22 protein-coding genes and 2 riboswitches are annotated in these 25,209 nt (G+C 73.3%); of the genes, 13 read left to right on the top strand and 9 right to left on the bottom strand.

The features are described 5' to 3' along the window. Positions 1-79: 79 nt before the first annotated feature. Positions 80-850 (top strand): GntR family transcriptional regulator, encoded by a 771-nt coding sequence (locus tag AAG589_RS12315; protein WP_430567540.1) that lies wholly within the window; start codon positions 80-82, stop codon positions 848-850. Positions 851-907: 57 nt separating this feature from the next. Here the strand turns inward: AAG589_RS12315 and AAG589_RS12310 are convergent, their stop codons facing one another. Then, positions 908-2,305, bottom strand: a complete 1,398-nt coding sequence (locus tag AAG589_RS12310) for a serine hydrolase domain-containing protein (RefSeq protein ID WP_430567539.1) — start codon at positions 2,303-2,305, stop codon at positions 908-910. A gap of 111 nt (positions 2,306-2,416) precedes the next feature. Between AAG589_RS12310 and AAG589_RS12305 the strand changes: the two genes are divergently transcribed. From AAG589_RS12305 to AAG589_RS12295, 3 genes are all read left to right on the top strand, one after another. Further along, positions 2,417-3,445, top strand: coding sequence for an ATP-binding cassette domain-containing protein (locus AAG589_RS12305; protein ID WP_430568021.1), 1,029 nt, complete (start codon positions 2,417-2,419; stop codon positions 3,443-3,445). Next, positions 3,442-4,284: an ABC transporter permease gene (locus AAG589_RS12300; protein ID WP_430567538.1), complete on the top strand. Its 843-nt coding sequence runs from the start codon at positions 3,442-3,444 to the stop codon at positions 4,282-4,284. Before AAG589_RS12305 ends, AAG589_RS12300 begins: the two co-directional genes overlap by 4 nt. Positions 4,285-4,412: 128 nt before the next feature. Next, positions 4,413-5,315, top strand: coding sequence for an endonuclease domain-containing protein (locus AAG589_RS12295; protein ID WP_430567537.1), 903 nt, complete (start codon positions 4,413-4,415; stop codon positions 5,313-5,315). Between the two features lie 56 nt (positions 5,316-5,371). Here AAG589_RS12295 and AAG589_RS12290 read toward each other — a convergent pair whose 3' ends face one another. The 4 genes from AAG589_RS12290 to AAG589_RS12275 all read right to left on the bottom strand — a co-directional run bounded on the left by AAG589_RS12290 (position 5,372) and on the right by AAG589_RS12275 (position 9,567). Continuing rightward, entirely contained in the window at positions 5,372-6,340 is a 969-nt protein-coding gene (locus AAG589_RS12290) for a universal stress protein (RefSeq protein ID WP_430567536.1), read from the bottom strand. Between the two features lie 174 nt (positions 6,341-6,514). Beyond that, positions 6,515-7,339 carry a C40 family peptidase gene (locus AAG589_RS12285; protein WP_430567535.1) on the bottom strand — a complete coding sequence of 275 codons (825 nt, stop codon included), beginning with the start codon at positions 7,337-7,339 and terminating at the stop codon, positions 6,515-6,517. After that, a riboswitch (cyclic di-AMP (ydaO/yuaA leader) is annotated at positions 7,340-7,527 on the bottom strand. Positions 7,528-7,717: 190 nt separating this feature from the next. Then, the gene (locus tag AAG589_RS12280; RefSeq protein WP_430567534.1) at positions 7,718-8,524 is read right to left on the bottom strand and encodes a C40 family peptidase; all 807 of its coding nucleotides are present in this window, start codon (positions 8,522-8,524) and stop codon (positions 7,718-7,720) included. A gap of 3 nt (positions 8,525-8,527) precedes the next feature. Next, a riboswitch (cyclic di-AMP (ydaO/yuaA leader) is annotated at positions 8,528-8,705 on the bottom strand. Between the two features lie 142 nt (positions 8,706-8,847). Beyond that, on the bottom strand, positions 8,848-9,567 hold the full coding sequence (locus AAG589_RS12275) for a metal-dependent transcriptional regulator (protein ID WP_430567533.1): 720 nt from the start codon (positions 9,565-9,567) through the stop codon (positions 8,848-8,850). Positions 9,568-9,714: 147 nt separating this feature from the next. On the opposite strand from AAG589_RS12275, the gene serC reads away from it, so the two are divergent. Together serC and AAG589_RS12265 are read left to right on the top strand one after the other, a co-directional pair. Further along, positions 9,715-10,908, top strand: a complete 1,194-nt coding sequence (gene serC, locus AAG589_RS12270) for a phosphoserine transaminase (RefSeq protein WP_430567532.1) — start codon at positions 9,715-9,717, stop codon at positions 10,906-10,908. 120 nt (positions 10,909-11,028) lie between these two features. Next, complete coding sequence (locus tag AAG589_RS12265; RefSeq protein ID WP_430567531.1) at positions 11,029-11,862, top strand: MHYT domain-containing protein; 834 nt, start codon at positions 11,029-11,031, stop codon at positions 11,860-11,862. Between the two features lie 40 nt (positions 11,863-11,902). Here the strand turns inward: AAG589_RS12265 and AAG589_RS12260 are convergent, their stop codons facing one another. Further along, positions 11,903-13,249: an MFS transporter gene (locus tag AAG589_RS12260; RefSeq protein WP_430567530.1), complete on the bottom strand. Its 1,347-nt coding sequence runs from the start codon at positions 13,247-13,249 to the stop codon at positions 11,903-11,905. A gap of 159 nt (positions 13,250-13,408) precedes the next feature. Between AAG589_RS12260 and AAG589_RS12255 the strand changes: the two genes are divergently transcribed. Beyond that, positions 13,409-13,876, top strand: coding sequence for a hypothetical protein (locus AAG589_RS12255; protein ID WP_430567529.1), 468 nt, complete (start codon positions 13,409-13,411; stop codon positions 13,874-13,876). 84 nt (positions 13,877-13,960) lie between these two features. Here AAG589_RS12255 and AAG589_RS12250 read toward each other — a convergent pair whose 3' ends face one another. After that, complete coding sequence (locus tag AAG589_RS12250) at positions 13,961-15,427, bottom strand: DUF4434 domain-containing protein (RefSeq protein WP_430567528.1); 1,467 nt, start codon at positions 15,425-15,427, stop codon at positions 13,961-13,963. Between the two features lie 10 nt (positions 15,428-15,437). Beyond that, positions 15,438-16,481, bottom strand: a complete 1,044-nt coding sequence (locus AAG589_RS12245) for an LCP family protein (RefSeq protein ID WP_430567527.1) — start codon at positions 16,479-16,481, stop codon at positions 15,438-15,440. Between the two features lie 128 nt (positions 16,482-16,609). On the opposite strand from AAG589_RS12245, the gene AAG589_RS12240 reads away from it, so the two are divergent. Together AAG589_RS12240 and AAG589_RS12235 are read left to right on the top strand one after the other, a co-directional pair. After that, entirely contained in the window at positions 16,610-17,932 is a 1,323-nt protein-coding gene (locus AAG589_RS12240; RefSeq protein ID WP_430567526.1) for a glycosyltransferase family 4 protein, read from the top strand. Next, the gene (locus tag AAG589_RS12235) at positions 17,929-19,683 is read left to right on the top strand and encodes a glycosyltransferase family 4 protein (RefSeq protein ID WP_430567525.1); all 1,755 of its coding nucleotides are present in this window, start codon (positions 17,929-17,931) and stop codon (positions 19,681-19,683) included. The genes AAG589_RS12240 and AAG589_RS12235 overlap by 4 nt, the downstream gene beginning before the upstream one ends. A gap of 6 nt (positions 19,684-19,689) precedes the next feature. On the opposite strand, the gene AAG589_RS12230 is transcribed toward AAG589_RS12235, so the two are convergent. Further along, positions 19,690-21,003: a UDP-glucose dehydrogenase family protein gene (locus tag AAG589_RS12230; protein WP_430567524.1), complete on the bottom strand. Its 1,314-nt coding sequence runs from the start codon at positions 21,001-21,003 to the stop codon at positions 19,690-19,692. Between the two features lie 80 nt (positions 21,004-21,083). Here AAG589_RS12230 and AAG589_RS12225 point away from each other — a divergent pair, with 80 nt between their 5' ends. Genes AAG589_RS12225 through AAG589_RS12210 form a run of 4 tightly spaced genes read left to right on the top strand, consistent with a single transcriptional unit; the run spans position 21,084 to position 25,126 of the window. Continuing rightward, positions 21,084-22,013, top strand: a complete 930-nt coding sequence (locus AAG589_RS12225) for an ABC transporter permease (RefSeq protein ID WP_430567523.1) — start codon at positions 21,084-21,086, stop codon at positions 22,011-22,013. Continuing rightward, positions 22,000-22,959, top strand: coding sequence for an ABC transporter ATP-binding protein (locus AAG589_RS12220; protein WP_430567522.1), 960 nt, complete (start codon positions 22,000-22,002; stop codon positions 22,957-22,959). Before AAG589_RS12225 ends, AAG589_RS12220 begins: the two co-directional genes overlap by 14 nt. 20 nt (positions 22,960-22,979) lie before the next feature. Next, entirely contained in the window at positions 22,980-24,107 is a 1,128-nt protein-coding gene (wecB, locus tag AAG589_RS12215; RefSeq protein ID WP_430568020.1) for a non-hydrolyzing UDP-N-acetylglucosamine 2-epimerase, read from the top strand. Further along, positions 24,107-25,126: a DUF6270 domain-containing protein gene (locus tag AAG589_RS12210; RefSeq protein ID WP_430567521.1), complete on the top strand. Its 1,020-nt coding sequence runs from the start codon at positions 24,107-24,109 to the stop codon at positions 25,124-25,126. Before wecB ends, AAG589_RS12210 begins: the two co-directional genes overlap by 1 nt. Positions 25,127-25,209: the final 83 nt, after the last annotated feature.

The following is a 25,209-nucleotide window of genomic DNA, read 5'->3' as shown; positions in this document are numbered from 1 at the left end:
GTCACGATCTGGCCGGAGGCCGCCGCGCAGGGATGATATGTCCGGTCGGGCGGCCCCCGACCACCTGGAAGGAGAGCAGATGACCCCGTCGTCGCCGGCCCCCGCGGGCAGCGCGCCGTTCCTGTCGCCGGTGACACGCCCGTCGACGGTCGACCTCATCACCGTCGAGCTGCGCAACGCCGTCTACTCCGGCGCGCTCCCGGTGGGGTCGCCGATCCGCGAGGTCGAGATGTCGAGCCAGCTCGGCGTCAGCCGCGGACCGTTCCGCGAGGCCGCGCAGCGCCTCGTCCAGGAGGGGCTGCTCCGCTCCACCCCCGGCCGCGGCCTCAGCGTGGTGCGCGTCGGCGCCGACCGCGTGCGGTCGCTGTACGAGGCGCGGACGACGGTCGAGACGTCCGCCGCCCGCCTCGCCGTCGAGCGCGCCACCGAGGCCCAGGTCGCGGCGGTCCGCGGCGCGCACGACGCCCTCGTGGTCGCCGAGCGCAGCGAGGACGCCCGCCGGGTCGGCGACGCCGACCTCAACGTGCACTGGTCGCTCGTCGCGGCCAGCGGCAACCCGTGGCTGCTGCGCTGGATGACCACGCTCATCGTGGAGGTCCGGATCGCGAGCTTCACCCTCAGCGAGGACTACGCGGTCCGCAAGGACGCCGCCGAGTCGCACGTCGAGCTGGTGGAGCGCCTCGAGGCCCGCGACGCCGAGGGCCTCGTCGCCGCGATCCGCACCAACCTGGAGGACGCCGTCGCCCGCCTGCTCGAGCCGGAGACCATCGAGGTCGAGACCTTCGACGAGCCGCGCCCGTCCCCCGCGCCCCGCCTCGACCCGATCACCCCGACGTTCCCCGAGCCCTGACCGTTGTGAGCGGGCGTTTGGCCCCGTCAGAGCGCCAGGTCGGGGCCAAACGCCCGCTCACAGCACACGCCGGGCGGCGAGCTGCGCGCGCCGCTCGCTCTCGTAGTCCTCGGCGCGCCACGACGTGAGCCCGCCGACGACGATCCCCGCCGGACGGCCGCCGTCGCCGGGCAGCACCTCGACCCGCTCGCCCGGCGCGCCGAACCCGTCGTCGGCCGGCAGCCGCAGCGCGTCCCCCTCGACGACCAGGCGCTCGGCGCGGGCCAGCGGGTCGTCGTGCCGCGGGTCGACCAGCCAGAGCCCGCGGCCCAGCCGGACGACGTCGGTCAGGCCCCACAGGTTGGCGAACCGGCCGGTGCTGCGGCCCAGGACGGCACCCTCCTCGGGCGTCGGCGCGCCGGCGTCGAGCGCGGTCGCGACCAGCGCGAACAGGCCCGTGGCGATCGTGTCGGCCGGGCCGTCGACGGCGTTCGTCAGCACGGAGACGACGACGCCGCCGGCGAGGTCGGCCCACGTGCGGCTGAGCTGCCCCGGGAACGCGCCGCTGTGCCCGACGACGCGGCGCCCCTCGATCTCGCGCGTCTCGAAGCCCAGCCCGTAGCGCCGCCGCCGGGCGTGCGGGCGGTCGATCACCGACTCGTCGCGGTGCAGCAGGCGGCGCGTCTCGGGGCGCAGCAGGTCGGAGCCGTCGGCGTGCGCCGCGAACCACCGCACGAGGTCGGACGCGGTCGAGCAGAAGCCGGTCGCCGGGGCGAGCGCCCCCGTGCGCACCGGGGCGACCGGCAGCCGCCCGTCGTCGGCGACGCCCCGGGCGGAGTGCCCGACGACGGCGGGGGCGGCGTCGTCCAGCTCGGGCGTGGTGCGCTCCAGGCCGAGCGGGACGAGCAGGTCGTCGCGCACGTGGCGGCCGAACGGGGCCCCCGTGACCGCCTCGACCACCAGCCCGAGGAGCCCGTAGGCGAGGTTCGAGTACTTGAAGGCCTCGCCGCGCCCGAGGACCGGGCCGTCCGCCCGCACCGCCGCGACCAGGGCGCCCCGGTCCGGGAACGGCGCCCCGAGCTGCCAGAAGTCGGCGTCGGTGCCGTCCCGCCGCACGCCGCCGGTGTGGCCGAGCGCCTCGCGCAGCGTGACGCGCCCGGCGGCGGTGCCGGCGAGCTCGCCGAGGTGTGCCTCGAACGGGTCGTCGAGGCGCAGCACGCCCCGGTCGGCGAGCCGCGCGACCGCCGTCGCCGTGAACGTCTTGGAGTGCGACGCCACCCGGAACACGTGGTCGGTGCGCAGCGGCTCGCCGGTCGTGACGTCGGCGACGCCCCAGGCCCCCTCGAGCACGACGTCGTCGCCGACCCGGACCGCGTACTGCACGCCGGGCACGCGCGCGAACCCGGCCTGCGTGCCGACCCAGGCGGCGAGGTGGTCGGCGTCGAACAGGTCGCGGGTGGGGTGCGGGGAGGTCATGGGCGACACCCTGCCACGGTCGGCAGGTCCGTCCGGCCGCGATGAGTTCGGCGTCGGAGGGCCGTCCTAGCCTGGTACGTGACGCACGTCACCTCGACCCCGGGAGAGCACATGTCCGCGTCGGACACCGGGCCTCCGCGCGACGACCTCGCCGTCGACGCCCGCGGCCTCGTCAAGCACTTCACCACCCGCAAGCAGGTCACCAAGGCCGTCGACGGCGTCGACCTGAGGATCCCGACCGGCAGCGTCTTCGGCCTGCTGGGCCCCAACGGCGCCGGCAAGACCACCGTCGTGCGCATGCTCGCCACGCTGCTGCGGCCGGACGCCGGCACCGCCCGCGTCCTGGGGCACGACGTCGTGGCCGACGCGGACGCCGTCCGCTCCGCCGTCGGGCTCACCGGCCAGTACGCGTCGGTCGACGAGGACCTGACCGGCACCGAGAACCTGCTCATGCTGGCCCGGCTGTACGGGTTCGCCGGGGCCGCGGCGCGGCGCCGCGTCGACGGGCTGCTCGACGCCTTCAGCCTGTCGGACGCCGGGCCGCGGCAGGTCAAGACGTACTCCGGCGGCATGCGGCGGCGCATCGACCTCGCCGCCTCGCTGGTGCTGGCGCCGCGCGTGCTGTTCCTCGACGAGCCCACCACCGGGCTCGACCCGCGCAGCCGCAACCAGGTGTGGGACATCGTCCGCGTGCTCGTGGCCGACGGCGCCACGGTGCTGCTCACCACCCAGTACCTCGAGGAGGCCGACCAGCTCGCCGACCGGATCGCCGTCATCGACCACGGCACCGTCATCGCCGAGGGGACGTCGACCGAGCTCAAGCAGTCCGTCGGCCAGGGGGCGGTGTCGCTGCGGCTGGCGGACGCCGGGCAGCGGTCGGCCGCCGCGAGCGTCGTGGAGAAGGTACTGGGCTCCGCGCCGACCCTCGCCACCGACCCGTACGCCCTCACCGCCCGGGTGCCCGACGACGGCGCCGACGCGGTGGCGCAGCTGCTGCCCGCGCTCGGCGAGGCGGGCATCGCCGTCCCGGAGTTCACCCTGGGCCAGCCGAGCCTCGACGAGGTGTTCCTGACCCTCACGGGCAAGCCGCTGCCCGCCGACGCGGACCAGCCCGCCGACGCCCAGGAGGTGTCCCGATGACCGCGTCCGCCCCGGCCGACCGGGCCGAGATCACGACCACCACGCTGCGCCAGGCGGTGGCGCTCCCCGAGCGGCCCGCGCGGCCGTCGGCGCTCGCCATGACGCTGACCTTCGGGTGGCGGGCGCTGCTGAAGATCAAGCACGTCCCCGAGCAGCTGTTCGACGTGCTCGTCTCCCCCGTGATCTTCACGCTGATGTTCACGTACCTGTTCGGCGGCGCGCTGGCCGGCTCGACGTCCGCGTACATCCAGTTCCTGCTGCCGGGCATCCTGGTGCAGACCATCGTCATCGTCACCGTGTACACCGGCTACACGCTCAACACGGACATCACCAAGGGCGTCTTCGACCGGTTCCGGTCGCTGCCGATCTGGCGGCCCGCGCCCATCGTCGGCGCCCTGCTGGGCGACACCGTGCGCTACTCGATCGCGTCGGTCATGACCATCGGGCTCGGCCTGATCCTCGGGTTCCGCCCCGACGGCGGCGTCGTCGGCGTGGTGCTGGGCGTGCTGCTCCTGCTCGTCTTCGCCTTCTCGCTCAGCTGGATCTTCACCATCCTGGGCCTGCTGCTGCGCACGCCGAACGCCGTGATGGGCGTCTCGATGATGGTGCTGATGCCGCTGACCTTCGCGTCGAACATCTTCGTCGACCCGTCGACCATGCCCGCCGCCCTGCAGCGGTTCGTCGAGATCAACCCGGTGTCGCACCTCGTCACCGCCGTCCGCGGCCTGATGGCCGGGCAGCCCGACGGCGGCGAGATCGTCTGGGTGCTGGTCGCGTCCGTCGTCCTCACCGGCGTCTTCGGCCCGATCACCATGCGCCTGTACCGCACCCGCCACTGACCCTCCCGCCTGTTGTGAGCGGGCGTTTGGCCCCGATTTGCGACCAAATCAGGGCCAAACGCCCGCTCACAACAGCAACCTGTGGATGACGTGCACCTGACTCCGTCTCGCCTCGCCACGCTGTGACGATGGATGATCTCTTCGGTGACAGCCCGCCCCCGTTCACCGTGACCGATGGAGTCCGAGCAGGCCTGAGCCGCAAGCAGCTCCGCGCCGGACGGCGGTGGGACGCGCCATTCACCGGGGTGCGGCTCCCCGCCGGCTCCAGCACGGAGCTCCACGACCGGTGCCGGGCCTTGTGCCTCATGCTCGACGACGACGTCGCGTTCAGCCACACCACCGCCCTCGACCTGCTCCGCGTCGAGCGCCCGTGGACCCACGCCGACGACGAACGCTTGCACGTGGTCACCATGCGCAGCGGGGACCGGGCCGAACGCCCCGGCGTCGTCGCGCACTGGACCCGGCAGTCGTTCCTCGACACCGTGGAGATCGACGGGCTCCTGGTGACGTCGCCCGCACAGACGTTCACTCACATCGCCTGCGAGCTCCGCCTGCCGGACGACGTGGTCGTCCTCGGCGACGCGATGATGCGTCGCAAGCACCGGCTGACGTCGCCCGCCGAGCTGCTCGACGTCAGCTCGCGGACGCACAAGGTCAAAGGCATCGTCCAGGTCCGGGACGCCATCCCCCGGATGCGGCCGAACACCGACTCGTCGACCGAGACACGCACGAGGCTGCTGCTCGTGGATGCCGGCCTCCCGTGCCCCCGTGTGAACGAGGTGGTCTTCGCGCCCGACGGGGCCTACGTCAAGCGGGTCGACCTGCTCTACCTGGAACAGAAGGTCGCGATCGAGTACGACGGTGACCACCACCGCACGGATCGCGAGCAGTGGCAGGAGGACATCAGACGCCGCCGGCTCCTCGAGACGCTCGGCTGGACCGTCATCGTCGTCGTCGCGGAGGACCTCCGCCGGCCCGAGCAACTCGTCGCCCGGGTCCGCGGTGCCCTGCGCGGCGCGTCGCGCGTGTGAGCGGGCGTTTGGCCCCGATTCGGTCACGAATCGGGGCCAAACGCCCGCTCACAGCGTCAGGCGGCGGAGGCGGAGTCCGCGCCGTCCTCGCTGAGCTCCTCGTCGCACTTGCGCGTCACGACCAGCACCGGGCAGGCGGAGTGGTGCAGCACCGCCTGGCTGGTCGACCCGAGCAGCAGGCCGCGGAAGCCGCCGCGGCCGCGGGAGCCGACCACGACGAGGTCGGCCCCGGTGGAGAACTCGGTGAGCAGCTCGGCGCCCGTGCCGTCGAGCACGTGCCGCTTGATGGTCACGCCGGGGTTCGCCGCCTGGGCTCGGTCCACGGTCACGTCGAGGCCGGCCTTGACGTCGGCCAGCACGGTCTCGTGGTCGATCTGCGACGGCAGCCACGCCAGGATCCCGGCGCCCCCGCCGAGCGGGACCCCGGCGACGGCGACGAGTTCCGCGTCCCAGGCCTTCGCCTGGGCGACGGCGTGCTTCAGGGCGATCTCGGCCGAGGGCGACCCGTCGACACCGACGACGATGCGGCGCACCTCGTGCACGACGTCGCCGTCCCGCCGGTCGGCGGCATCCGTGCTGCCGCCGTCCCCTCCGCGGTACGGCACGACCACCGTGGGGCAGTGTGCGTGCGCCGGTAGGGCCGACGAGACGGTCCCGAGCAGCCGCTCGGTGAACCCGCCCTTGCCCCGGGTGCCCACGACGGCGAGCGCGTGCTCCCGCGACATCTCGACGAGCACCCCGGCGGCGTCACCCGTCGCGACCGTCCCGGTCACCGGGACGCCGGTGGCGGCCGCTCGCTCCTCCGCCTCGGCGAGGACCGCCTTGGCGCCCTCCTGGATCGCCGTGTCGTCCAGGGCCGCGTACCCGCCGTCGAGCGACGCGGCCGTGAACGAGGGCAACGAGTAGGAACACACGACGTGCAGCCCCCACCCCACGCGCCGCGCGTACGCGGCGGCCCAGTCGAGGGCATGCAGGCTGGCTGCAGACCCGTCGACACCTACCAGGACGACCTCAGGCCGTGTCATCTCGCGCCTCCTGTCCGCTGGCGAGGAGTCCGCCCTCGTCGTCGAGGGCGCCTGGTTCAAGCGTAGCGAAAGGATGGCGCAAGGCACAGCAAAGCCGGCCAAGACACGTCGACCCCCGTGCTTGCGGGCACGGGGGTCGACGAGGGTCGCGTACGGCCAGGTGGCCGCAGCGGGTCAGAACACGCGCAGGGCGACCGAGTCGGACGCGGACTGCCACATCTTGTGGTAGCCGGTCTCCCAGTTGATCGGGCGGGAGGCCTCGACGACCATCCCGTCGCCCGCGTAGATGCTGATGTGGCCCGGGCTCCAGATGAGGTCACCCGGCTGCAGGTCGGAGAACGGGATCTGCGTGCCCGCGTAGCGCTGGTCGGAAGACGTGCGCGGCAGGTCGACGCCCAGCTGGCCGTAGACGTACGACGTCAGGCCCGAGCAGTCGAAGCCGGACGGGCTGGCGCCGCCGACCACGTAGGGGGTGCCGATGTAGCGCATCGCGATCGACACGGCCTGCTGGCCGAGCGACGAGTTCGACGAGGTCTCGGCCTCGGCCGGCGCCTCGGTGCGCTCCGCGGAGCGGGAGGCGGTCTCGGTGGAACGCGCGTCGGTCGAGTCGGTCGAGGTCTCCTCGACGACGGGCTCCGGCTCGGGCTCCGGCTCGGGCGCCGGGGTGATCTCGGCCTTGGCCGCGATCTTCTTGTTGATGGTCTCGACGTCGACCTTGGCCTTGGCCTCGACGGTGACGACCGGGGCCGCCTCGAGGGCCTCGCGGGCCTGGTCGCTCAGGGCGCCCAGGTCGACGGTGCTGAGCTTCTTCGACGCGTCGGTGTCGACCGGGGCCGCCTGCGCGGCGCTGGCGCTGGCGAAGGTCGAGACGAGCAGGCCACCGGCGGCGGCGGCGACGACGGCCCGACGACCGGTCACCGAGGCGCCGACGCTCTGGACCAGCCCGCCGAGCGGACGGCGCGCGGCACGGTGCCGGGCGCGCGTGGTACGTGCGTTCACGTGTTCCCTCTCCTGTCGCCTACGAGGTCAGCTGTCGGGTTCGGGTGGGAGAAACACCCGGCCTCACGGACCAGGGTCCGTGCGACTTCACCCCAAGGACGCCATCGATCGACGCCCAAAATTGGGTCCCCCGCCCCTGCGTGCGGTCAAGGTCCCCGACCGGCTGCAGGGCTCGGCGTTCCGGTCGAGACTCGACGGATGCCCGCCGAGTGGTTGACACCGTAGCGGACCGCGAAGGCAATGTCACGTTTCGATCACAGCACCTGTGGACGACGTGCGATACGCCACATCCGCCCAGGTCGAACCGGTTACCCACGCACGACGAAGCCCCGCCGCGCGGAGCGCGCGGCGGGGCTTCGTGGACTGCGTCGGACGGACTCAGCCGACGCGGATGAAGGTGGGGTTCGACTGCCAGATCGCGCGGTACTTGACGACGTCGCCCGGCTTCGGGGCGTCGATCTGCATGCCGCCGCCGGCGTAGATCGCGACGTGCCCCGGCGTCCAGATGAGGTCACCCGGCTGGGCCTCCGAGGAGGAGACGACGGTGCCGGCGTTCCGCTGCGCGGACGAGGTGCGCGGCAGGCTGATGCCGGCCTGCCCGTAGACGTACTGCGTCAGGCCCGAGCAGTCGAAGCCGGACGGGCTGGTGCCGCCGGAGACGTAGGGGACGCCCACGTAGCGCATGGCGATGGAGACGATCGCGGAGCCGTTGGCCGAGGCGGGCGCCTCGACGGCCGTGCGCTCCTCGGAGCGCGACGCGGTGTCGGTGGAGCGCGACGAGGTGGAGTCGTCGGCCGTGGTGGCGGAGGTGGTCGAGGCGACCTCCTCGACCACGGGCTCTGGCTCCGGCTCGGGCGCCGGGGTGATCTCGGCGTCGGCCGCGATCTTCGCGGTGACCTTCTCGACGTCGACCTTAGCCTTGGCGTCGACGGTGACGACCGGGGCGGCCTCGAGGGCCTCGCGGGCCTGGTCGGTGAGGGCACCGAGGTCGACGGTGCTGAGCTTCTTGGCGGCGTCGGTGTCGACCGGGGCCGCCTGCGCGGCGCTCGCGCTGGCGAAGGTCGAGACCAGGAGGCCGCCTGCGGCGGCGACGACGGCCGCGCGGCGGCCGGCCGTACCGGACGGGGCGAGGGCGATCGGACGACGGGCGGCGCGGTGCCGGCCGTGGTTCGTGCGTGCGCTCACGTGTCTACCTCTCCTGTCGCCTGCGAGGTCAGCTGTCGGGTTCGGGTGGGAGAAACACCCGGCCGTCCGTGCCCGTGACCGGGCCCGTCCGGCTTCACCCCGAGGACGTCGTCACCGACGCCCGAAGTGGGTCCCCCGCTCCTGCCGTGCGGATGTCCGTGGAGCTCGGCCGGTGGCAGGGTTCGGCGTCCGGTCGAGCGCCCGCGAGATGAACTCCGGCGAGCGCCCCGACCGTACCGGACAACCCCGGGCGATGTCACGCTGCGGTCACGATGTGGCGCGCCGTCCTGGGGGCCGGCCCCGCCGGGCGGCCGCGCCGCAGGTCAGCGGCTCGCGACGAACAGGTGCTTCGCCAGCTCGTCCGGCAGGTCGAGCACCACGCCGGTGCCCTCGACCTCGACCGCGACGTCGTCGCCGGCCGCGCGCGCGGTGATCTGCGCCCCGGGCACCACACCGGACTCGGCGAGCCGGGCCAGCAGCTCGATGTCCACCTGCAGCGGCTCGGCGATCCGCTGGAGCACCAGCTCCACGCCGTCGCCGTCCGCCGCCGCGGCCGCGCCGCGCGCCTCGAGCACCGCGGGCAGGGACTGCACGCCCTCGAGGAAGGGCACGTCCTTGTACTGCTCGCCCAGCTCCGACAGCCCGGGGATCGGGTTGCCGTAGGGGTCGGCGTGCGGGTGGTCGAGCAGGGTGACGAGCCGCTTCTCGACGAGGTCGCTCATCACGTGCTCCCAGCGGCACGCCTCGGTGTGCACGTGCTCCCAGTCGAGCTTGATGACGTCGGTGAGGAGCCGCTCGGCGAGCCGGTGCTTGCGCATCACGCGCGTCGCCTTGGCCTGGCCGGCCTCGGTGAGCTCGAGGTGCCGGTCGCCCGTCACGACGACGAGGCCGTCGCGCTCCATGCGCGCCACCGTCTGCGACACCGTCGGTCCGGAGTGCCCCAGGCGCTCAGCGATGCGGGCGCGGAGCGGCGGGATGCCCTCCTCACCGAGCTCGTAGATCGTCTTGAGGTACATCTCGGTGGTGTCGATCAGGTCGGTCACGTCCACTCCCGTCTTTCGGCGCGGCCTAGTCTATTCGCACGCGTGGGCGCAGGCGGGGTCGCGCGGCGCCGTCGTGCGTGCTCCCCGGCGGACATCCTGCCCTGCCCCACCGACGACCGCTCCCCCCGCCCCGGAACCGGAGACACCATGCCCGCCGCGTCGAGCCACCCGAGCCCTTCGAGCCACCCGAGCCCTTCGGACGTGGTCATCCCCGCGTCCCTCCTGCCGGCCGACGGCCGGTTCGGCTCCGGCCCGTCCAAGGTGCGCCCCGCCCAGGTCGCCGCGCTCGCCGCGGCGGGCGACCCGGCGGCCCCGGTGCTCGGGACGTCGCACCGGCAGCCGGCGGTCAAGGACCTGGTGCGCCGGGTCCGCGCCGGCCTCGGCGAGCTGTTCGCCCTGCCCGACGGGTACGAGGTGGCCCTCGGCAACGGCGGCTCGTCGGCGTTCTGGGAGGTGGCGGCGGCCTGCCTCGTGGAGCGCCGCGCGCAGCACGCCGTGTTCGGGGAGTTCGGCGGGAAGTTCGCCGCGGCGACGACGCGCGCCCCCTTCCTCGCCGACCCGCACGTGGTGCAGGGCGCGCCCGGCACGGTCGCGCGCCTCACGCGGGTCGACGACGTCGACGTGTACGCGACGCCGCACAACGAGACGTCCACCGGCGCGATGGCGCCGGTGCGCCAGGTGCAGGACGCCCGCGCCGACGGGTCCCTGCTGCTCGTGGACGCGACGTCGGGGGCGGGCGCCCTGCCCGTCGACGTCGCCGACACCGACGTCTACTACTTCGGCCCGCAGAAGGTCTTCGCCGCCGACGGCGGCCTGTGGCTCGCCGTCTGCTCCCCCGCGGCCGTCGAGCGCGCCGAGCGCGTCGAGGCGTCCGCCGGGACGGGCACCGGCCGGTGGGTGCCGGAGTTCCTCTCCCTGACGACCGCGCTCGCCAACTCGCGCCTCGACCAGACGCTCAACACGCCGGCCGTCGCCACGCTGGTGCTGCTCGCCGAGCAGGTGGAGTGGCTCCTGGAGTCCGGCGGCCTCGCCTGGTCGAGCGCCCGGACCGCGGAGTCCGCGGGGGTCCTCTACGACTGGGCCGACGCCCGCGACTGGGCCACGCCGTTCGTCGCCGACCCGGCCGAGCGGTCCACCGTCGTGGCGACGATCGACCTGGACGACGCGATCGACGCGTCGGCCGTCGTCCGGGTGCTCCGCGAGAACGGGGTGCTCGACGTGTTCCCGTACCGCAAGCTCGGCCGCAACCAGCTGCGCGTGGGCGTGTTCCCCGCCGTCGAGCCCGACGACGTGCGGGCCCTCACGGCGTGCGTCGACCACGTGGTGGCGCACCTCGGCTGAGACGCCACCCGGCGGACGTCGCGCGTCGTCGCAGGTCAGCGGGCACTTTTCACCCGCTAGGTCACGGGCTGATAACGTGCCGCCTCGTCATAGACGGGCGACGTAGCCGGGAGGCCCCGCATGCCGGAGATGCACCACTTCACCTACGGGCTGATCACCCCGCTGCTCGCGTACGTCGCGTCGTGCCTGGGAGCGGCGACGGGGCTGTCGGCCACGTCGCGCGCCCGCGCCGCGACGGACAACAAGACGCGCGCCGCGTGGCTGCTGGTGGGCTCCGTCGCCATCGGCGGCACCGGCGTGTGGGTCATGCACTTCATCGCGATGCTCGGCTTCACGGTCACCGACATGCCGATCAACTACGACGTCCCGCAGACGATCCTCAGCGCGCTCGTCGCGGTGGTGGTCGTGGCGATCGGGCTGTTCCTCGTCGGCTTCGCCGGCGACCGCCCCCTGTGGCTGATCTCGGGCGGCATCGTCGCGGGACTGGGCGTCGCCGCGATGCACTACATGGGCATCGCCGCCATGCGCATGACCGGTCACATGGAGTTCTCGCTGCCCGTCGTCGCGCTCTCCGTGGTCATCGCGATCGTCGCGGCGACGGCGGCCCTCTGGCTCAGCGTCAACGTGCGCGGCCGTGCCGCGACCCTGGGCGCGGCCCTCATCATGGGCGTCGCCGTCAGCGGCATGCACTACACGGGCATGGCCGCGCTGACCATCACCGGCACCCCCGGCGTGCCCACGAGCGGCACGACCGCCATCGACCTCCTCGGGCCCCTCATCCTCGGGATCGCCGCCCTCACGGTCGCGCTGATCTTCGTCGTCCTGATGTGGCCGAACGAGGAGGAGATGCGCGACCAGCAGGAGTTCGAGGCACGGATGCAGCGGCGCGCGAACGGCATCACCCCGCCGTCGCGCCGCAGCTCCCGGCGCGAGCCGGCGGGGCACCGGCACTGAGGGCACCGGCGACGGCCCCCGCCCGGACCGCGGTCCGGGCTCAGGCCGTCGTCGGCACGCGCTCGGCGTCGGCGCGGCTCAGCTCGCGGCGGACGCCGTCGCGCGTGGCGACGCCCTCGAGCACCTCCCGGTCGAGGTAGACGACCTCGAGGTGCGGGCGGGACAGCACCCGGTAGCGCACCCGCAGGTGCCAGCGCCGCACGGCCCAGACGGTCGCGGCCGCGGCGACCAGGAACGTGGCGATCGAGCCCACGAGGATGGACCAGCGCGGGCCCCACGCCTCGCCGATCCAGCCGACGATGGGCGACCCGATCGGCGTCGCGCCCTGGAAGATCATCACGTAGAGGGCCATGACCCGGCCGCGCATCACGGGGTCGGTCGACACCTGCAGCGCGCTGTTGGCCGCCGTCATCATGGTGAGGGACGCCAGCCCCACGGGGATGCACGCCAGGACGAAGGACGAGTAGGTCGGCATGAGGCCGAGCACCGCCGTCGTGACCGCGAAGGCGAACGCCGAGCCGATGACGAGCCGCACCCGGGGCCGGTCCCGGCGGGCGGCGAGCAGCGCCCCGGCGAGGGAGCCTATGGCCAGCACGGACCCGAGGATCCCGTACTCGCTCGCGCCGCGGCCGAACTCGACCCGCGCCATGAGCGCCGAGGTGAGCTGGAAGTTCAGGCCGAACGTCGAGACGACGAACATCACGACCATGATCACGACGATGTCGGACCGCCGGCGCACGTAGCGCACGCCCTCGCGGATCTGCCCCTTGGCCCGCGGGGCGGCCGGCTGGGGCCGCAGCTCGCGCACGCGCATGAGGGCCAGGGCCGCGATCGTCGCCCCGAAGGTGACGCCGTTGATCATGAACACCCAGCCGGCGCCGACGGCCGCGATGAGCAGCCCGGCGACGCCGGGGCCGATGAGGCGGGCCGCGTTGAACGACGCGCTGTTCAGCCCGACGGCGTTGGGCAGCTTGTCGGCGGGCACCATGTCGGCGACGAACGTCTGGCGCGCGGGGTTGTCGAGCGCGGAGACGACGCCGAGCAGCAGCGCGAACACGTAGACGTGCCAGAGCTCCGCCCGCCCGGACAGCACGAGGGCGCCGAGCGCGAGCGCCAGGACGCCCATGCCGCCCTGCGTGACCATGAGGAGACGACGGCGCGGCAGCCGGTCGGCGAGGACGCCGGCCCACGGGGACAGCAGGAGGAACGGCACGAACTGGAGGGCCGTGGTGAGGCCGACGGCGATGCCGGAGTCGTCGCTGAGGTCGGTGAGGACGATCCAGTCCTGGGCGATCCGCTGCATCCACGTGCCGACGTTGGCGACGAGGGCGGCCGCGAACCAGATGCGGTAGTTCGTGTATCTGAGGGAGGAGAAGGTGGCGCTCATCGGTCGAGCTCCCCGGTCGGTGCGTCGCTCGCGGGGGCCACGTGTCTCCTTCTCCTCGGGGTGTCGTCGACCTGGGCAACAGGCTATCGAATCGTTCTATTCCTCGCCCGGGAAGTGACGCGTCCCACGGCGTCCGCGGAGTCCAGTACGGTATGCGCCGTGCGCACCGAGATGTCCCTTGCGGAGACCCTGAACGAGCTCGGCCTCCTGGGAGGCCGGACCCTGCCCCGCTTCGTCACGTCCGTCGGCGGCGCCGGCGACGAGCTCGAGGTCGTGGCCGACGCCCGGGCGGTGAAGAACCTGCCCGGCCCGCTCAAGCTCGCCACCCGCCTCGTGCCGGCCGTCCGGTCGCGCCTGCGGGTCGAGAGCTTCGACGGCGGCGTCGCGGTGCTGGCCGTCGACGCCAGCGCCGGCGGCCTGCCCGCGCACAAGCTGCTGGGGCTCGCCCGCAACCGCATCGAGTCCGTGCTGGCCGCCAAGGGCCTGCCGACCGGGTCCGTCCAGATCCGCCCGGACGCCCGCATCGCCCTGGACGTGCAGCGGCTGCTCGCCGCCCGCTACCCGGGCACCGTCGTGCAGGGCATGGCGTTCGCCGACGGCCGCGTCGCCGTCGACACCGCCGCCTGACAGTCCGCACGTCGGTCGAGCCTGTCGAGACCACGTCCCTGGGTTTCGACAGGCTCAACCACCGGGACCGGGCTCGCTCTGCGCTCAGCCGCGCGCGGCGATCGCGTCGGCGAGGCCGGAGGCGTCGAGGTAGTCGTCCCAGCGGTAGCCGATGACCTTCTGCACGTGCGGCCGCGCCAGCGCGACCTGCCGGTCGAGGGTCGCCAGGTCGGTCGGCGCCCGGTCGCCGACCTCTCCCGGCGGCCGGAAGGCCTCGACGTTCGCCCACACGGTCGCGCCGCGCACGCGGGCCGCCTCGGCGTAGAGCGTCACCGTCGAGCCCGCGTACGCCGCGCCGTAGGTCGCGTCCCCCGCGACGCCGCGCAGGTCGGCCCGCACGGGGCGGTCGCGCTCGTCCGGGGCGAAGACCCCCACCCGTCCGGTGCCGCCGCCGTCCTGCGGGGCGAGGATCATGCGGGTGCCCGCCGCGGTGTCCGCGATCCGTTGCAGCGCCGGGCGCACGGCCGCGACCGGGGTGGCGCCGCGACGCAGATCGGCGTAGGGGCTGACCAGCACCCGCTGCTTGTCGCGCGGCAGGCGGAAGCCGACGATGCGGTGCTGCATCTCGTACACGCGCAGGTTCGGCGCCCACGTGGCCTCGTCGGTGAAGACCCCGGTCTCGAGCGACTGGTAGACGCCCGCGAACGCCTTCTGGCGCCCGTACCGGGCGCTCCGGTCCGCGAGGACGCGGGACGTGAAGCCGCCGAGCGTCTGGGTGTACGAGTCGTCGGCGACGTACGGGGTCGCGGGATCCGGCGCGGGCTTCGGCAGGCCGAGGTACACCGACATGCCGAAGCGCTCGGCGTCCGCGAGGAGCACGGCGTCCGCGTCCGTCGTGGAGGCGCTGTACGCGACGACGAGGTCGTAGGTGCGGCTGGGCGAGTCGCAGTCGCTGTACCCGCCCTCGACGGGCAGCAACCACCAGGTGTAGGTGCCGTGCGGCGTCGTCGACCGTCCGTCGCGCCCGGGGCAGAACAGCGCGGCGTCGCCGAACGTGGCCTTGGCCGCGTACGTGTAGACGTGCCGGACGGCGCCCCCGCCGGTCCGCGCGACGGCGTGGTCGTAGCCGTCCTCGCCGCCGACGGTGAAGCCCGCGAACCGCTCGTCGTCGCCGCCGGGCCGCAGGTCGGCGGGCGAGGCCGGGGACAGCTCGGTGCCGAACGTCACGAGGGTGTCGGCGCCGACGGCGTGCGCGCCCTGCACCTTCGCCCGCGTCGCGCAGCGGTCGGGGGTGGTCAGCACGAACCAGCCGGTGACGGCGTAGGCCGCGCGGACCGTGCGGTCGGGCCGGTCCAGCCGACCTCCCCACGGGCACGACGGCACGGGCGTCGGGCTGCTCGCGGGCGCCGCGCCGGCGCCCGGCGCGGGCGGGGGCGAGGCCGGCCCGGAGGCGGATGCCGACGCACCGGACGGTGAGCCGGCGTCGGGCAGCTCGCAGCCGGCGAGCCCCAGCAGCAGCGCGACCGTCACCAGGACGGCCGCGAGCGGGGCGGCCCGGCGGGGGGACGCCATCCGCGGCCGGCTACTTGACCGTGGCCGGGAGCACCTCGAGGTCGTCGGCGTGCTCCTTGACGTAGCTGCCCGCCTCGTCCTTCGCGATCGCCTTCATCAGCGGGTCGAAGCGCTCGCGGTCGAGCACGACGATCGACTGCCCGTCGTCGCTGCGGCCGGTGCCCGAGTAGGGCGCGGTCATGAAGTCGACGTCGTTGGTGCTCAGCCCGCGCGCGCTCATGTAGAGGTTGCGCATGCGGTCGATGGTGAACCCGTCGTCCGCGGCGACCGACTTGCTCACCGTGGTGAAGAAGTCCGTCATCATGCCGACGTCGTTCCGGTTGTTGTTCACCTTGGCCAGGATGGCGCGCATCCAGTTCTGCTGGCGCTGCACGCGGCCGAAGTCGCCGTTGGTCAGGCCGTGGCGCTGGCGCGTGTACTTCAGCGCCTCCTCGCCGGACATCATGTGCACGCCCTTGGAGAAGAAGACCTGCTTGCCGTCGCCGATGTCCTCCGGCACACGGATGCGCACGCCGTCGAGGGCGTCGGTCATCGAGGTGAACGACTCGAAGTCGGTGACGACGAAGTGGTCGATCTTCACCCCGGTGAGGTCCTGCACCGTCTGGATCATCAGCGACGGTCCGCCGTAGGAGAAGGCGGCGTTGATCTTCGCCTCGCCGTGCCCGGGGATGGGGACCCACGAGTCGCGCGGGATGGAGACCACCTGGGCGCTCTTCCGGTTCGCCGGGAGGTGCACGAGCATGATCGCGTCGGTGCGCTGCGCGCCCGCCTTCCACTGCCCGGGGTCGCCGGCCGAGATACGGCTGTCCGAGCCCAGCACGAGCAGGTTGACCGCCTCGGTCTCCTCCGCCTCGGGCTGGGGGGTGGTCTCGACGTCGGCGAACGGGTCGCCCAGCCGCTCGATGTTGGTGTCCAGGCTGTGCTGGAACCACCAGGCGGCGCCGAAGCCCCCGGCGGCCAGGAGCAGCACGAGCACCCCGACGACGGCCAGCGCGCGACGGCTGCGTCGGGCCTCGGTACGGGCGTGGCGGTAGGGGGCTGGGGCTCGGCTCACAGGGCGGGATCCTACGGCCCCGGTCGCGGAGATCCTGTGTTCCGCCGGTGAGGCTTCCCGCCGTACCATTCGCCGGTGCGCCGCCGGACAGGCCGCGGCGCGCCGCGAGCGAGACGAGGGACGAGACGATGCAGGGCACCGGGACGACGTCGTCGGGGCGCTCCCGCATGCTGCTCGTCACGCACCACTACCCGCCCGAGCACGGCGCCCCGCAGCGTCGCTGGGACACGCTGACGCCGCGCCTCATGGAGGCGGGCGTCGACGTCGCCGTCCTCGCCCCTCCCCCGCACTACCCGAGCGGGCGGCTGCAGGACGCCGGCGCGGACTACCGGCCGGGGTCGGTCTCCCGGGGTCGGCACGGCGAGCGCGTGGTGCGCACGCGGTTCCGCCCGCACGCGGCCGACCTGCTGTCGCGCACGGCGGACCAGGCGGTGGCGGCGGCGAGCGCCGTCGTGCTGGGCCTGCGGCACTTCCGGCGCGGGGCCGTGCGTCCCGACGTCGTGGTGGGCACGGTGCCGGGCATCCCGTCGATGTTCGCCGCGTGGCTGCTGGCGCGCCTGCTGCGCGCCCGCCTGGTCATCGAGATGCGCGACGCCTGGCCGGACCTCATCGAGCCCAGCGGCGTGCTCGACGCGCGCCGCTCGCTGGCGTCCCGCGTCCTGGCGGGTGCCCGCGCCCTGGCGCACCGCGCGGTGACGCGGCTGCAGGCCCGGGCGGACGCCGTCGTCACGACCACCGAGACCTTCGCCCAGGTGCTGCTCGAGCGCGGGGTGCGGCGCGTCGCCGTCGTGCGCAACGGCACGTCGTTCCAGCCGCTCACCGCCGCCGACGCCGAGGGCGCGGCCGACGTCTCGAGCCCGCCCGACGACGGCGCGACGCCGCCCGCGCGGCCGCTGCGCGTCGTCTACGCGGGCACCGTGGGGCGCGCCCAGGACCTGCAGTCCGTGGTGTGCGCCGCCGCGCAGGTGGCCCGCCGCGGCCTGCCGCTCGACGTCCGGGTGGTCGGGGCGGGCGCGCGCGTGCCGTTCCTCGAGGGCCTGGCCGCGGAGCTCGAGGCGCCCGTGACGTTCGTCGGCCCGGTGCCGCACGACGAGATCCGCCGCTACTACGCCTGGGCCGACACCGTCGTGGTGTCGCTGCGGGACTGGAAGCCCCTGGAGTGGACCGTGCCGTCGAAGCTGTACGAGGTGATGGCCTCCGGCGCCTACGCGACCGCGTGCGTGGCGGGCGAGGCGGCCGCGCTGGTGCAGCGCTCCGGCGCCGGGTCGGTGGTGCCGCCCGGCGACGTCGACGCCCTGACCGAGCTGTGGTCGGGCTGGGCCGCGTCGGGCGACGTGCCCGCCGCCGACCCCCTCGCCGCGCAGTGGGTGGCCCGCAACGCCGACGACGACACGCTCGCCGCGCGGTACCTCGACCTGCTGCGGTCGCTGGTCGAGGAGGACGCTCGATGACCCGTCTGGGCGAGCTGGCCCGCAACGCCCGCTTCGCCGCGTCGTTCGTGGGCGGCGCGCTGCGCACGGACCCCGCGTGGCTGGCGCTGCAGGCGGCGCGGCGGACGCCGGCGCGGGTGAGCGCGGTCGTCGTGCCGTGGGTGGAGCGGGCGCTGGGCGACGGGACGTCCGGGGAGGCCGGGCGGCTGCGTGCCGCGTGGCAGGAGGGCGACGTCGCGGCGCTGCGCGCGGCCACCCCCACGACGCGCGCCGGTCGCCGGGTCCGGGCGTCGCTGCTCGGCCAGGTGGCGGTGCTGGAGGACGCGCGGAGCCCTGAATCGTCTCAGGATGCGGACGGTTTCCCGGGGCGAGCGGGTGAAAAATTGCCGCGAAACGGACCGGGTGAAATTTCGGGCCGTCCCGCCGGCCCGATGGCGGTCCACCACCACCTGACCAACTCGCTGCCGCACACGCAGAGCGGGTACACCCTGCGCACCCACGCCATCCTCACGGCGCAGCGCGCCGCCGGGCACCCGGTCACCGCGACCACCCGCGCCGGCTACCCGCTGATGATCGGCGCGCTCGGCGCCCGCGGCACCGACGTCGTCGACGGCGTGGCCTACCGGCGCCTGCTGCCGCGGTCGCTGCCCGCCGACCACCGGCGCCGCGCCGCCGACGGCGTCGACCTGCTGGTGCGGGCCCTCGACGCCGCGCGCCCCGCCGTCGTGCACGCCACCACCCCGTGGACCACCGGCGACGCCGCCCGCGCCGCCGCCCGGCGCGTCGGCCTGCCCTGGGTCTACGAGGTGCGCGGCCTGCCGGAGGAGACGTGGGCCGCGTCGCACCCGACGCCCGAGGGACGCGAGCGCGCCGCCGCGTCCGAGCGGTTCGCGCTGCTGCGCGCCCGCGAGACGGACCTCGCGCTCACGGCGGACCACGTCGTCACCCTCAGCGGCACGATGCGCGACGAGCTCGTGGGCCGCGGCGTGCCCGGCGAGCGCATCACCGTGGTGCCGAACGCCGTCGACGCCGCCCTGCTCGCCCCGGCGCCGTCCCCCGCCGAGGCGCGCGCCGCGCTGGGGCTGCGGACGGCGCCGTTCGTCGTCGGCACCGTGAGCAGCGTCGTCGGGTACGAGGGCCTGGACACCGTGCTGCGCGCCGTCGCGCTGCTGCGGTCGCGCGGCGTCGACGTGTCCGCGCTGATCGTGGGCGACGGCGTCGACCGGCCGCGCCTGCTGCGCCTCGCCGCCGAGCTCGGGCTGGGCGAGCACGCCCTCCTGCCCGGCCGCGTGCCGCGCGACGTCGCGCGGACCTACCTCGCCGCGCTCGACGCCGTCCTCGTGCCGCGCCGCCCCGACCGCGTCACGCGGCTGGTCACGCCGCTCAAGCCCGTCGAGGCGATGGCCCTCGGGCGGCCCGTCGTCGCCAGCGACCTGCCCGCGCTCGCGGAGGTGCTCTCGCCCCTCTCGTCGGTTGAGCCTGTCGAAACCGCTCCGGTGGTTGAGCCTGTCGAAACCCAGCCCTCGCTGGTTGAGCCTGTCGAAACCGAGCACCGGGTTTCGACAAGCTCAACCAGCGGAGTGGCAGGCGTGCTCGTGGACCCCGACGACGTCGAGGAATGGGCCGACGCCGTCGCGCGCGTGCTCGACGACGGCGACCACCGCGCCGCGCTCGTCGACGCCGGGCGGCGCGTGGCCGCCGAGCGGACGTGGGAGCGGCTGGTGGCCCGGTACGCGGACGTCTACGCCGCGGTCTCTGCCCCGCGTCGCTGACGCGCGTCAGCGACGCCCGAGCGCCCGGTACTGCCAGCCCGCGTCCGTCCAGGCGGTGCGGCTCAGGGCGTTGCGGCCGTCGAGGATCGTGCGCTGGGCGACGAGCGTGCCCACCCGCTCGGGGTCGAGGTCGCGGTACTGCTTCCACTCCGTGAGCAGCAGGACGGCGTCCGCGCCGGCGAGCGCCGCCTCCAGGTCGCGCTCGTAGCGCAGCTCCGGCTGCTTGGCGCGCGCGTTGTCGATGGCCTGCGGGTCGTGCACGGTCACGACGGCGCCCAGCTCGGCCAGGCGGGCGGCGACGTCGAGGGCCGGCGAGTCGCGGACGTCGTCGCTGTCGGGCTTGAACGCGGCGCCCAGCACCGTGACCTCGGCCCCCTCGACCATGCCGCCCAGCACCTCGGACGCGAGGTCGACCATCCGGGCGCGGCGGCGGGTGTTGATGGCGTCCACCTCGCCCAGGAAGGCGACGGCGTCCCCGGCCCCGAGCTCGTCCGCGCGGGCGCGGAACGCGCGGATGTCCTTCGGCAGACAGCCGCCGCCGAAGCCCAGGCCCGCGTTGAGGAAGCGGCGGCCGATGCGCGCGTCGTGACCGATCGCGTCCGCGAGGCGGGCGACGTCGCCGCCGGCCACCTCGCACAGCTCCGCCATGGCGTTAATGAAGGAAATCTTGGTGGCGAGGAACGAGTTCGCCGCCACCTTCACGAGCTCCGCCGTCGGGTAGTCGGTGACGATGCGCGGGACGCCCTCCGCCAGCGGCGCGGCGAACACCTCGTCGAGGACGGCGGCCGCCCGCTCCCCCGCCGCGCCGTCGGGCACGCCGTACACGAGGCGGTCCGGGTGCAGCGTGTCCTGCACGGCGAAGCCCTCGCGCAGGAACTCCGGGTTCCAGGCCAGGACGACGTCGGGCCGGGCTGCCGTGACGACGCCCGCGAGGCGCTCCGCGGTGCCCACCGGCACCGTGGACTTCCCCACGACGATTTCACCCGCTCCGAGGTGCTCGACCAGCTCCGCCACGGCGGCGTCGACGTAGGCGAGGTCGGCCGCCTGGCCGTCGCGCCGCTGCGGCGTCCCGACGCACACGAAGTGCACCCGCGATCCCGCCACGGCCGCCATGTCGGTCGACACGGTCAGCCGCCCCGTGGCCGTGACCTGCGACAACAGGTCGTCCAGGCCCGGCTCGAAGAACGGGGCCTTGCCCGCCCCCAGCGCGTCGACCCGCGCGGGGTCGACGTCGACCCCCACCACGTCGTGCCCGAGCTGCGCCAGGCTCGCCGCGTGCACCGCGCCGAGGTACCCCAGACCGATCACCGAGATCTGCACGTTCGCTGCCCTTCATCGAGGCATCCGTGGGATGACAGCGCGTCCGTCGGACGCCCGCGCTCACTCTAAGATGCGGGTCGATGACGTACGAGACCGATGTTCGGCAGGGCGCGGAGACGCGCCCCGCCGACCTGTACGCCGAGCTCTTCGGCAAGCAGGCGTCGACCCTCGAGGTTGTCTCCACCGGCCGGCTCTCGCAGGTGGGTGCGCGGCCCCCGATCCGTACCTATCTCTCGCAGCTGTGGAAGCGCCGGCACTTCCTCTGGGCCGAGGCGCGGGCCAAGGTCACCAGCGGCACGCGCGAGACGCTGCTCGGGCAGGCGTGGCTGGTCATCAACCCCATGCTCAACGGGCTGGCGTACTACCTGATCTTCGGGCTCGTCCTCGGTGCCCGCGGCGACATCCCCAACTTCCTGGGCTACCTCATCATCGGGGTGTTCCTCTTCCAGTTCACCACCCAGTGCGTGACGGGCGGCGCGAAGTCCATCGCCAGCGGGCGCAACCTCATCCGCGCCTTCACCTTTCCGCGGGCGTCCCTGCCGATCTCCGTGGTGCTGCGCGGCATCCTCAACCTGGCCCCGACCCTCGGCGCCATGATCGTGCTGATCCTGGTGCTGCCGACGCAGGAGCACTGGACGGCAGCCGCCGCCCTGTTCCCCGCGGTCCTCGTGCTGCAGGTCGTGTTCACGACGGGACTCGCGCTGCTGCTGGCCCGCGCCGCGGCCGCGCTGCCTGACCTCAACCAGCTCATCAGCGTGCTCATGCGGTTCTGGTTGTACGGGTCGGCGGTGTTCTTCTCGATCGAGCGGTTCGAGAACTACCCGTGGATCGTCGGGATCATGGAGGCCAACCCGATGTACATGGTGCTCGACGCCGCGCGGGACACCCTGCTGTACGGCGTCGTGCCCGCCGTGTCGACCTGGGTCGGGCTCGGTGCCTGGTCGGTGGGCATGCTCGTGGTCGGCTTCCTCGTGTTCTGGCGGGCGGAGGAGTCCTATGGCCGTGTCTGACCTCGCCGTCGCCGACCCCTTCGCGCAGGCGACCGTGGCAGTGCAGGACGTCAGCGTCCGGTACCGCGTGCCGTCCACCGACGCCGCCGAGCGCAAGCGTCGCGTCAACCCCGTGGTGCGCGCCGCGCGCACCGTGCTGGGCAACGACCCCAAGGTGCTGGTGCGTGCTCTGTCGGGCATCTCCTTCGTGGCGAAGTCGGGCGAGCAGATCGGCCTCGTGGGGCAGAACGGCTCCGGCAAGAGCACGCTGCTGCGCATCATCGCCGGGCTGGAGAACCCCGCCAAGGGCCGGGTGCTCGCCGAGAGCACGCCCGTGCTCATCGGCGTCAACGCCGCCCTGGTGCCCGACCTGTCCGGCGAGGAGAACATCCGCCTCGGCTGCCTGGCCATGGGGCTGACGCCGGCCCAGGCCGAGGCCGCCGTGCCGGAGGTCAAGGAGCTCGCCGGCCTCGGCAAGTCGATCTACCTGCCGATGAAGACCTACTCGTCGGGTATGGGCGCCCGCCTGCGCTTCGCCATCGCGACGGCGTCCAACCCGCACATCCTGCTCATCGACGAGGCGCTCGCCACCGGTGACGCCGCGTTCAAGGAGCGCAGCGAGGCGCGCATGCAGGGCCTGCGCAAGAGCGCCGGCACCGTGTTCCTGGTGTCGCACGCCGCGCAGACCATCGAGGAGACGTGCACGCGAGCGATCTGGCTGAACCACGGCCGGCTCGTCCTCGACGGCCCCGCCGAGGACGTCGCGCTGCGCTACCGCAAGTGGGCGTGGGCCGTCGCCAAGGACAAGCCGGACGAGGCGAAGCAAATCATCGAGACCGCGTTCGCCGAGCGCGAGCAGACCACCGTCAGAGTGGAAGAGGCGCGGTCTTCACGCCGCTACACTTCCCGGCACGTGAGGCCGCCAATGACGTCGCGGCGTCGCAACCAAGGAGACAAGAACAAGTGACTACTCCGCGTCCGCGCATCATGACGGTGTACGGCACCCGCCCTGAGGCCATCAAGGTGGCCCCCGTGATCAAGGCCCTCGAGGAGAGCGACTCGCTCGACTCGATCACTGTGGTCACCGGTCAGCACCGCGAGATGCTGGACCAGGTCAACGAGATCTTCGGGATCACCCCGGACCACGACCTCGACATCTTCGAGCACGGGGCATCTCTCTCGACGATCGTCGCGCGCGTTCTCGAGCGCCTCGACCCGGTGCTGGAGGCCGAGAAGCCCGCCGCCGTGGTCGTCCAGGGCGACACGTCGACGTCGACCGCCGCCGCCCTCGCCGCGTTCCACCGCGGCATCCCGGTGGTGCACGTCGAGGCCGGCCTCCGCTCGGGGAACATCCACTCCCCCTTCCCGGAGGAGGCGAACCGTAAGATCACCTCGCAGATCGCGGCCTTGCACCTGGCCCCGACCTCGACGAGCAAGGCCAACCTGCTGCGCGAGGGCGTCGACGCCGACGACATCGTCGTCACCGGCAACACCGTGATCGACGCCCTTCTGATGACGGTCGAGAAGAAGACGCCGTTCAGCGACCCTGCCCTGGAGGACCTCGCCGACTCCGGAAGTCGCATCCTGCTCGTCACCACGCACCGCCGAGAGAACTGGGGCGGCGCGATGGAGGGTGTCGGTCGGGCGCTGGCGCGCCTGGCGAAGGCGTTCCCCGACGTCCAGGTGGTCCTGCCGGCCCACCGCAACCCGGTGGTCCGCGAGGCGGTGCTGCCGCACCTCGAGGGCCTCGACAACGTCACCGTGACGGAGCCGCTGGCGTACGGGGAGTTCACCCGCATGCTGTCGCTCGCCACCGTGGTGCTCACGGACTCCGGCGGCGTGCAGGAGGAGGCTCCGAGCCTCGGCAAGCCCGTGCTCGTCATGCGGGAGAACACCGAGCGCCCCGAGGCCGTCGATGCAGGCACGGTGAAGCTCATCGGCACCGACGAAGAGCGGATCGTCGACGAGGTTACGACCCTCTTCACGGACGAGGTCGCATACGAGGTCATGGCTCAGGCCACGAACCCGTACGGGGACGGGCAGGCCGCGCGTCGTTCCGTCGAGTCGATGTCTCACGTCCTGGCGAACGGTGAGCGACCCGCGGAGTTCGCTTGATGCGCGTCTTCATCCACGGTAGTTGCGTCTCCCGAGACGTCGTCGCACTTCTCGACAGCGCCGGCGTCGAGCTCGCCTTCTACTCGCCTCGCCAGTCACTCGTCCCGATCGGGAGACCGATCGACGGCCTCCAGCAGCATCTCGACCTGAGCTCGACGACGTCGCGGTTCCAGCGGCGTGCGGCCGAGGGGACCATTCGCGCCGACATGCTCGAGCAGCTCGCACGGCATCGGTCGGTCTCTGACCTGATTCTGTGGGACCTCACGGACGAACGCCTCGGCGTCTACGAGCATCGGAACACCTACGTGACGCGCTCGCTCGAGCTGATGTCCGTAGGTCTCGACGCAGCCCTCGCCCGAACGGCACGCCACATTCCGTTCGGGTCGGACGAGCACTTCGACCTGTGGTCGGAGGGCCTCCAGAACTGGGCAAGCAAGCTGCAAGAGCTCGGCCTCGAGGACCGCGTCGTGCTGCTCGCGCCGCGCTGGGCCGCACGGTTCGACGACGGCACCCCGACCCCCTCGAGCTTCGGCACGAGCGCCGATAAGCACGCCGAGCTCGCGCGCGACTACCTGGCGCAGGCCCGGCACGTCCTGCCCGACCTGCGTACCCTCGGGACCACCCTCGAGACGTCGGCCGGGCGAGACCACCAGTGGGGTCCCGCGCCGTTCCACTTCTCCGCCGCGACCAACGCCGCGCTCGCCGCCGAGATCCGGGCGACGATCCTCGACCCGGCGCAGTCGTTCCCGCCTCCGCGGCCCGCGGTGATCCGAGCCTCCGAGTCGGAGTTCGTGGTCCACGCCCCGACCTCGTGGGCCGACGAGTTTGCGCTATACGTCTACAAGCGCTCACACACGGGAACCGAACGCACAATAGAGAGAATTTCCTACCAGAAGCAACAGGCATTCAATATTACGATTGAACAACCCGGCACCTATCGCTTCCGAGTGTTTCACAAACGCGGCTCAATAAAAACAACAGTAGACGCCGAGCTTCAGGTAGTTGCGCCAAACGGCTAAAACGCCCGGGACGCTACAGTGGAGCTGGAGATGCGGGGCCGTTCGCCTTGTGCACCTTCCTGTCAATTGAGCCGAGCCAACCG

Origin of the sequence: Isoptericola sp. F-RaC21 (assembly GCF_038593535.1) — a bacterium.
Lineage (GTDB): Bacteria > Actinomycetota > Actinomycetes > Actinomycetales > Cellulomonadaceae > Isoptericola.
Note: the sequence above shows the minus strand (reverse complement) of the source record. Positions and strands in the feature narration are given on the sequence as shown.

What these genes read in the sequence shown, in the direction of transcription:
- AAG589_RS12310 (WP_430567539.1), bottom strand. Translation starts at nt 2,305, where the DNA reads ATGACCTCCCCGCACCCCACCCGCGACCTGTTCGACGCCGACCACCTC.
- AAG589_RS12290 (WP_430567536.1), bottom strand. Translation starts at nt 6,340, where the DNA reads ATGACACGGCCTGAGGTCGTCCTGGTAGGTGTCGACGGGTCTGCAGCC.
- AAG589_RS12265 (WP_430567531.1), top strand. Translation starts at nt 11,029, where the DNA reads ATGCCGGAGATGCACCACTTCACCTACGGGCTGATCACCCCGCTGCTC.
- AAG589_RS12295 (WP_430567537.1), top strand. Translation starts at nt 4,413, where the DNA reads ATGGATGATCTCTTCGGTGACAGCCCGCCCCCGTTCACCGTGACCGAT.
- AAG589_RS12300 (WP_430567538.1), top strand. Translation starts at nt 3,442, where the DNA reads ATGACCGCGTCCGCCCCGGCCGACCGGGCCGAGATCACGACCACCACG.
- AAG589_RS12235 (WP_430567525.1), top strand. Translation starts at nt 17,929, where the DNA reads ATGACCCGTCTGGGCGAGCTGGCCCGCAACGCCCGCTTCGCCGCGTCG.
- AAG589_RS12250 (WP_430567528.1), bottom strand. Translation starts at nt 15,427, where the DNA reads ATGGCGTCCCCCCGCCGGGCCGCCCCGCTCGCGGCCGTCCTGGTGACG.
- wecB (WP_430568020.1), top strand. Translation starts at nt 22,980, where the DNA reads ATGACGGTGTACGGCACCCGCCCTGAGGCCATCAAGGTGGCCCCCGTG.
- AAG589_RS12240 (WP_430567526.1), top strand. Translation starts at nt 16,610, where the DNA reads ATGCAGGGCACCGGGACGACGTCGTCGGGGCGCTCCCGCATGCTGCTC.
- AAG589_RS12210 (WP_430567521.1), top strand. Translation starts at nt 24,107, where the DNA reads ATGCGCGTCTTCATCCACGGTAGTTGCGTCTCCCGAGACGTCGTCGCA.
- AAG589_RS12315 (WP_430567540.1), top strand. Translation starts at nt 80, where the DNA reads ATGACCCCGTCGTCGCCGGCCCCCGCGGGCAGCGCGCCGTTCCTGTCG.
- AAG589_RS12305 (WP_430568021.1), top strand. Translation starts at nt 2,417, where the DNA reads ATGTCCGCGTCGGACACCGGGCCTCCGCGCGACGACCTCGCCGTCGAC.
- AAG589_RS12260 (WP_430567530.1), bottom strand. Translation starts at nt 13,249, where the DNA reads ATGAGCGCCACCTTCTCCTCCCTCAGATACACGAACTACCGCATCTGG.
- AAG589_RS12220 (WP_430567522.1), top strand. Translation starts at nt 22,000, where the DNA reads ATGGCCGTGTCTGACCTCGCCGTCGCCGACCCCTTCGCGCAGGCGACC.
- serC (WP_430567532.1), top strand. Translation starts at nt 9,715, where the DNA reads ATGCCCGCCGCGTCGAGCCACCCGAGCCCTTCGAGCCACCCGAGCCCT.
- AAG589_RS12225 (WP_430567523.1), top strand. Translation starts at nt 21,084, where the DNA reads ATGACGTACGAGACCGATGTTCGGCAGGGCGCGGAGACGCGCCCCGCC.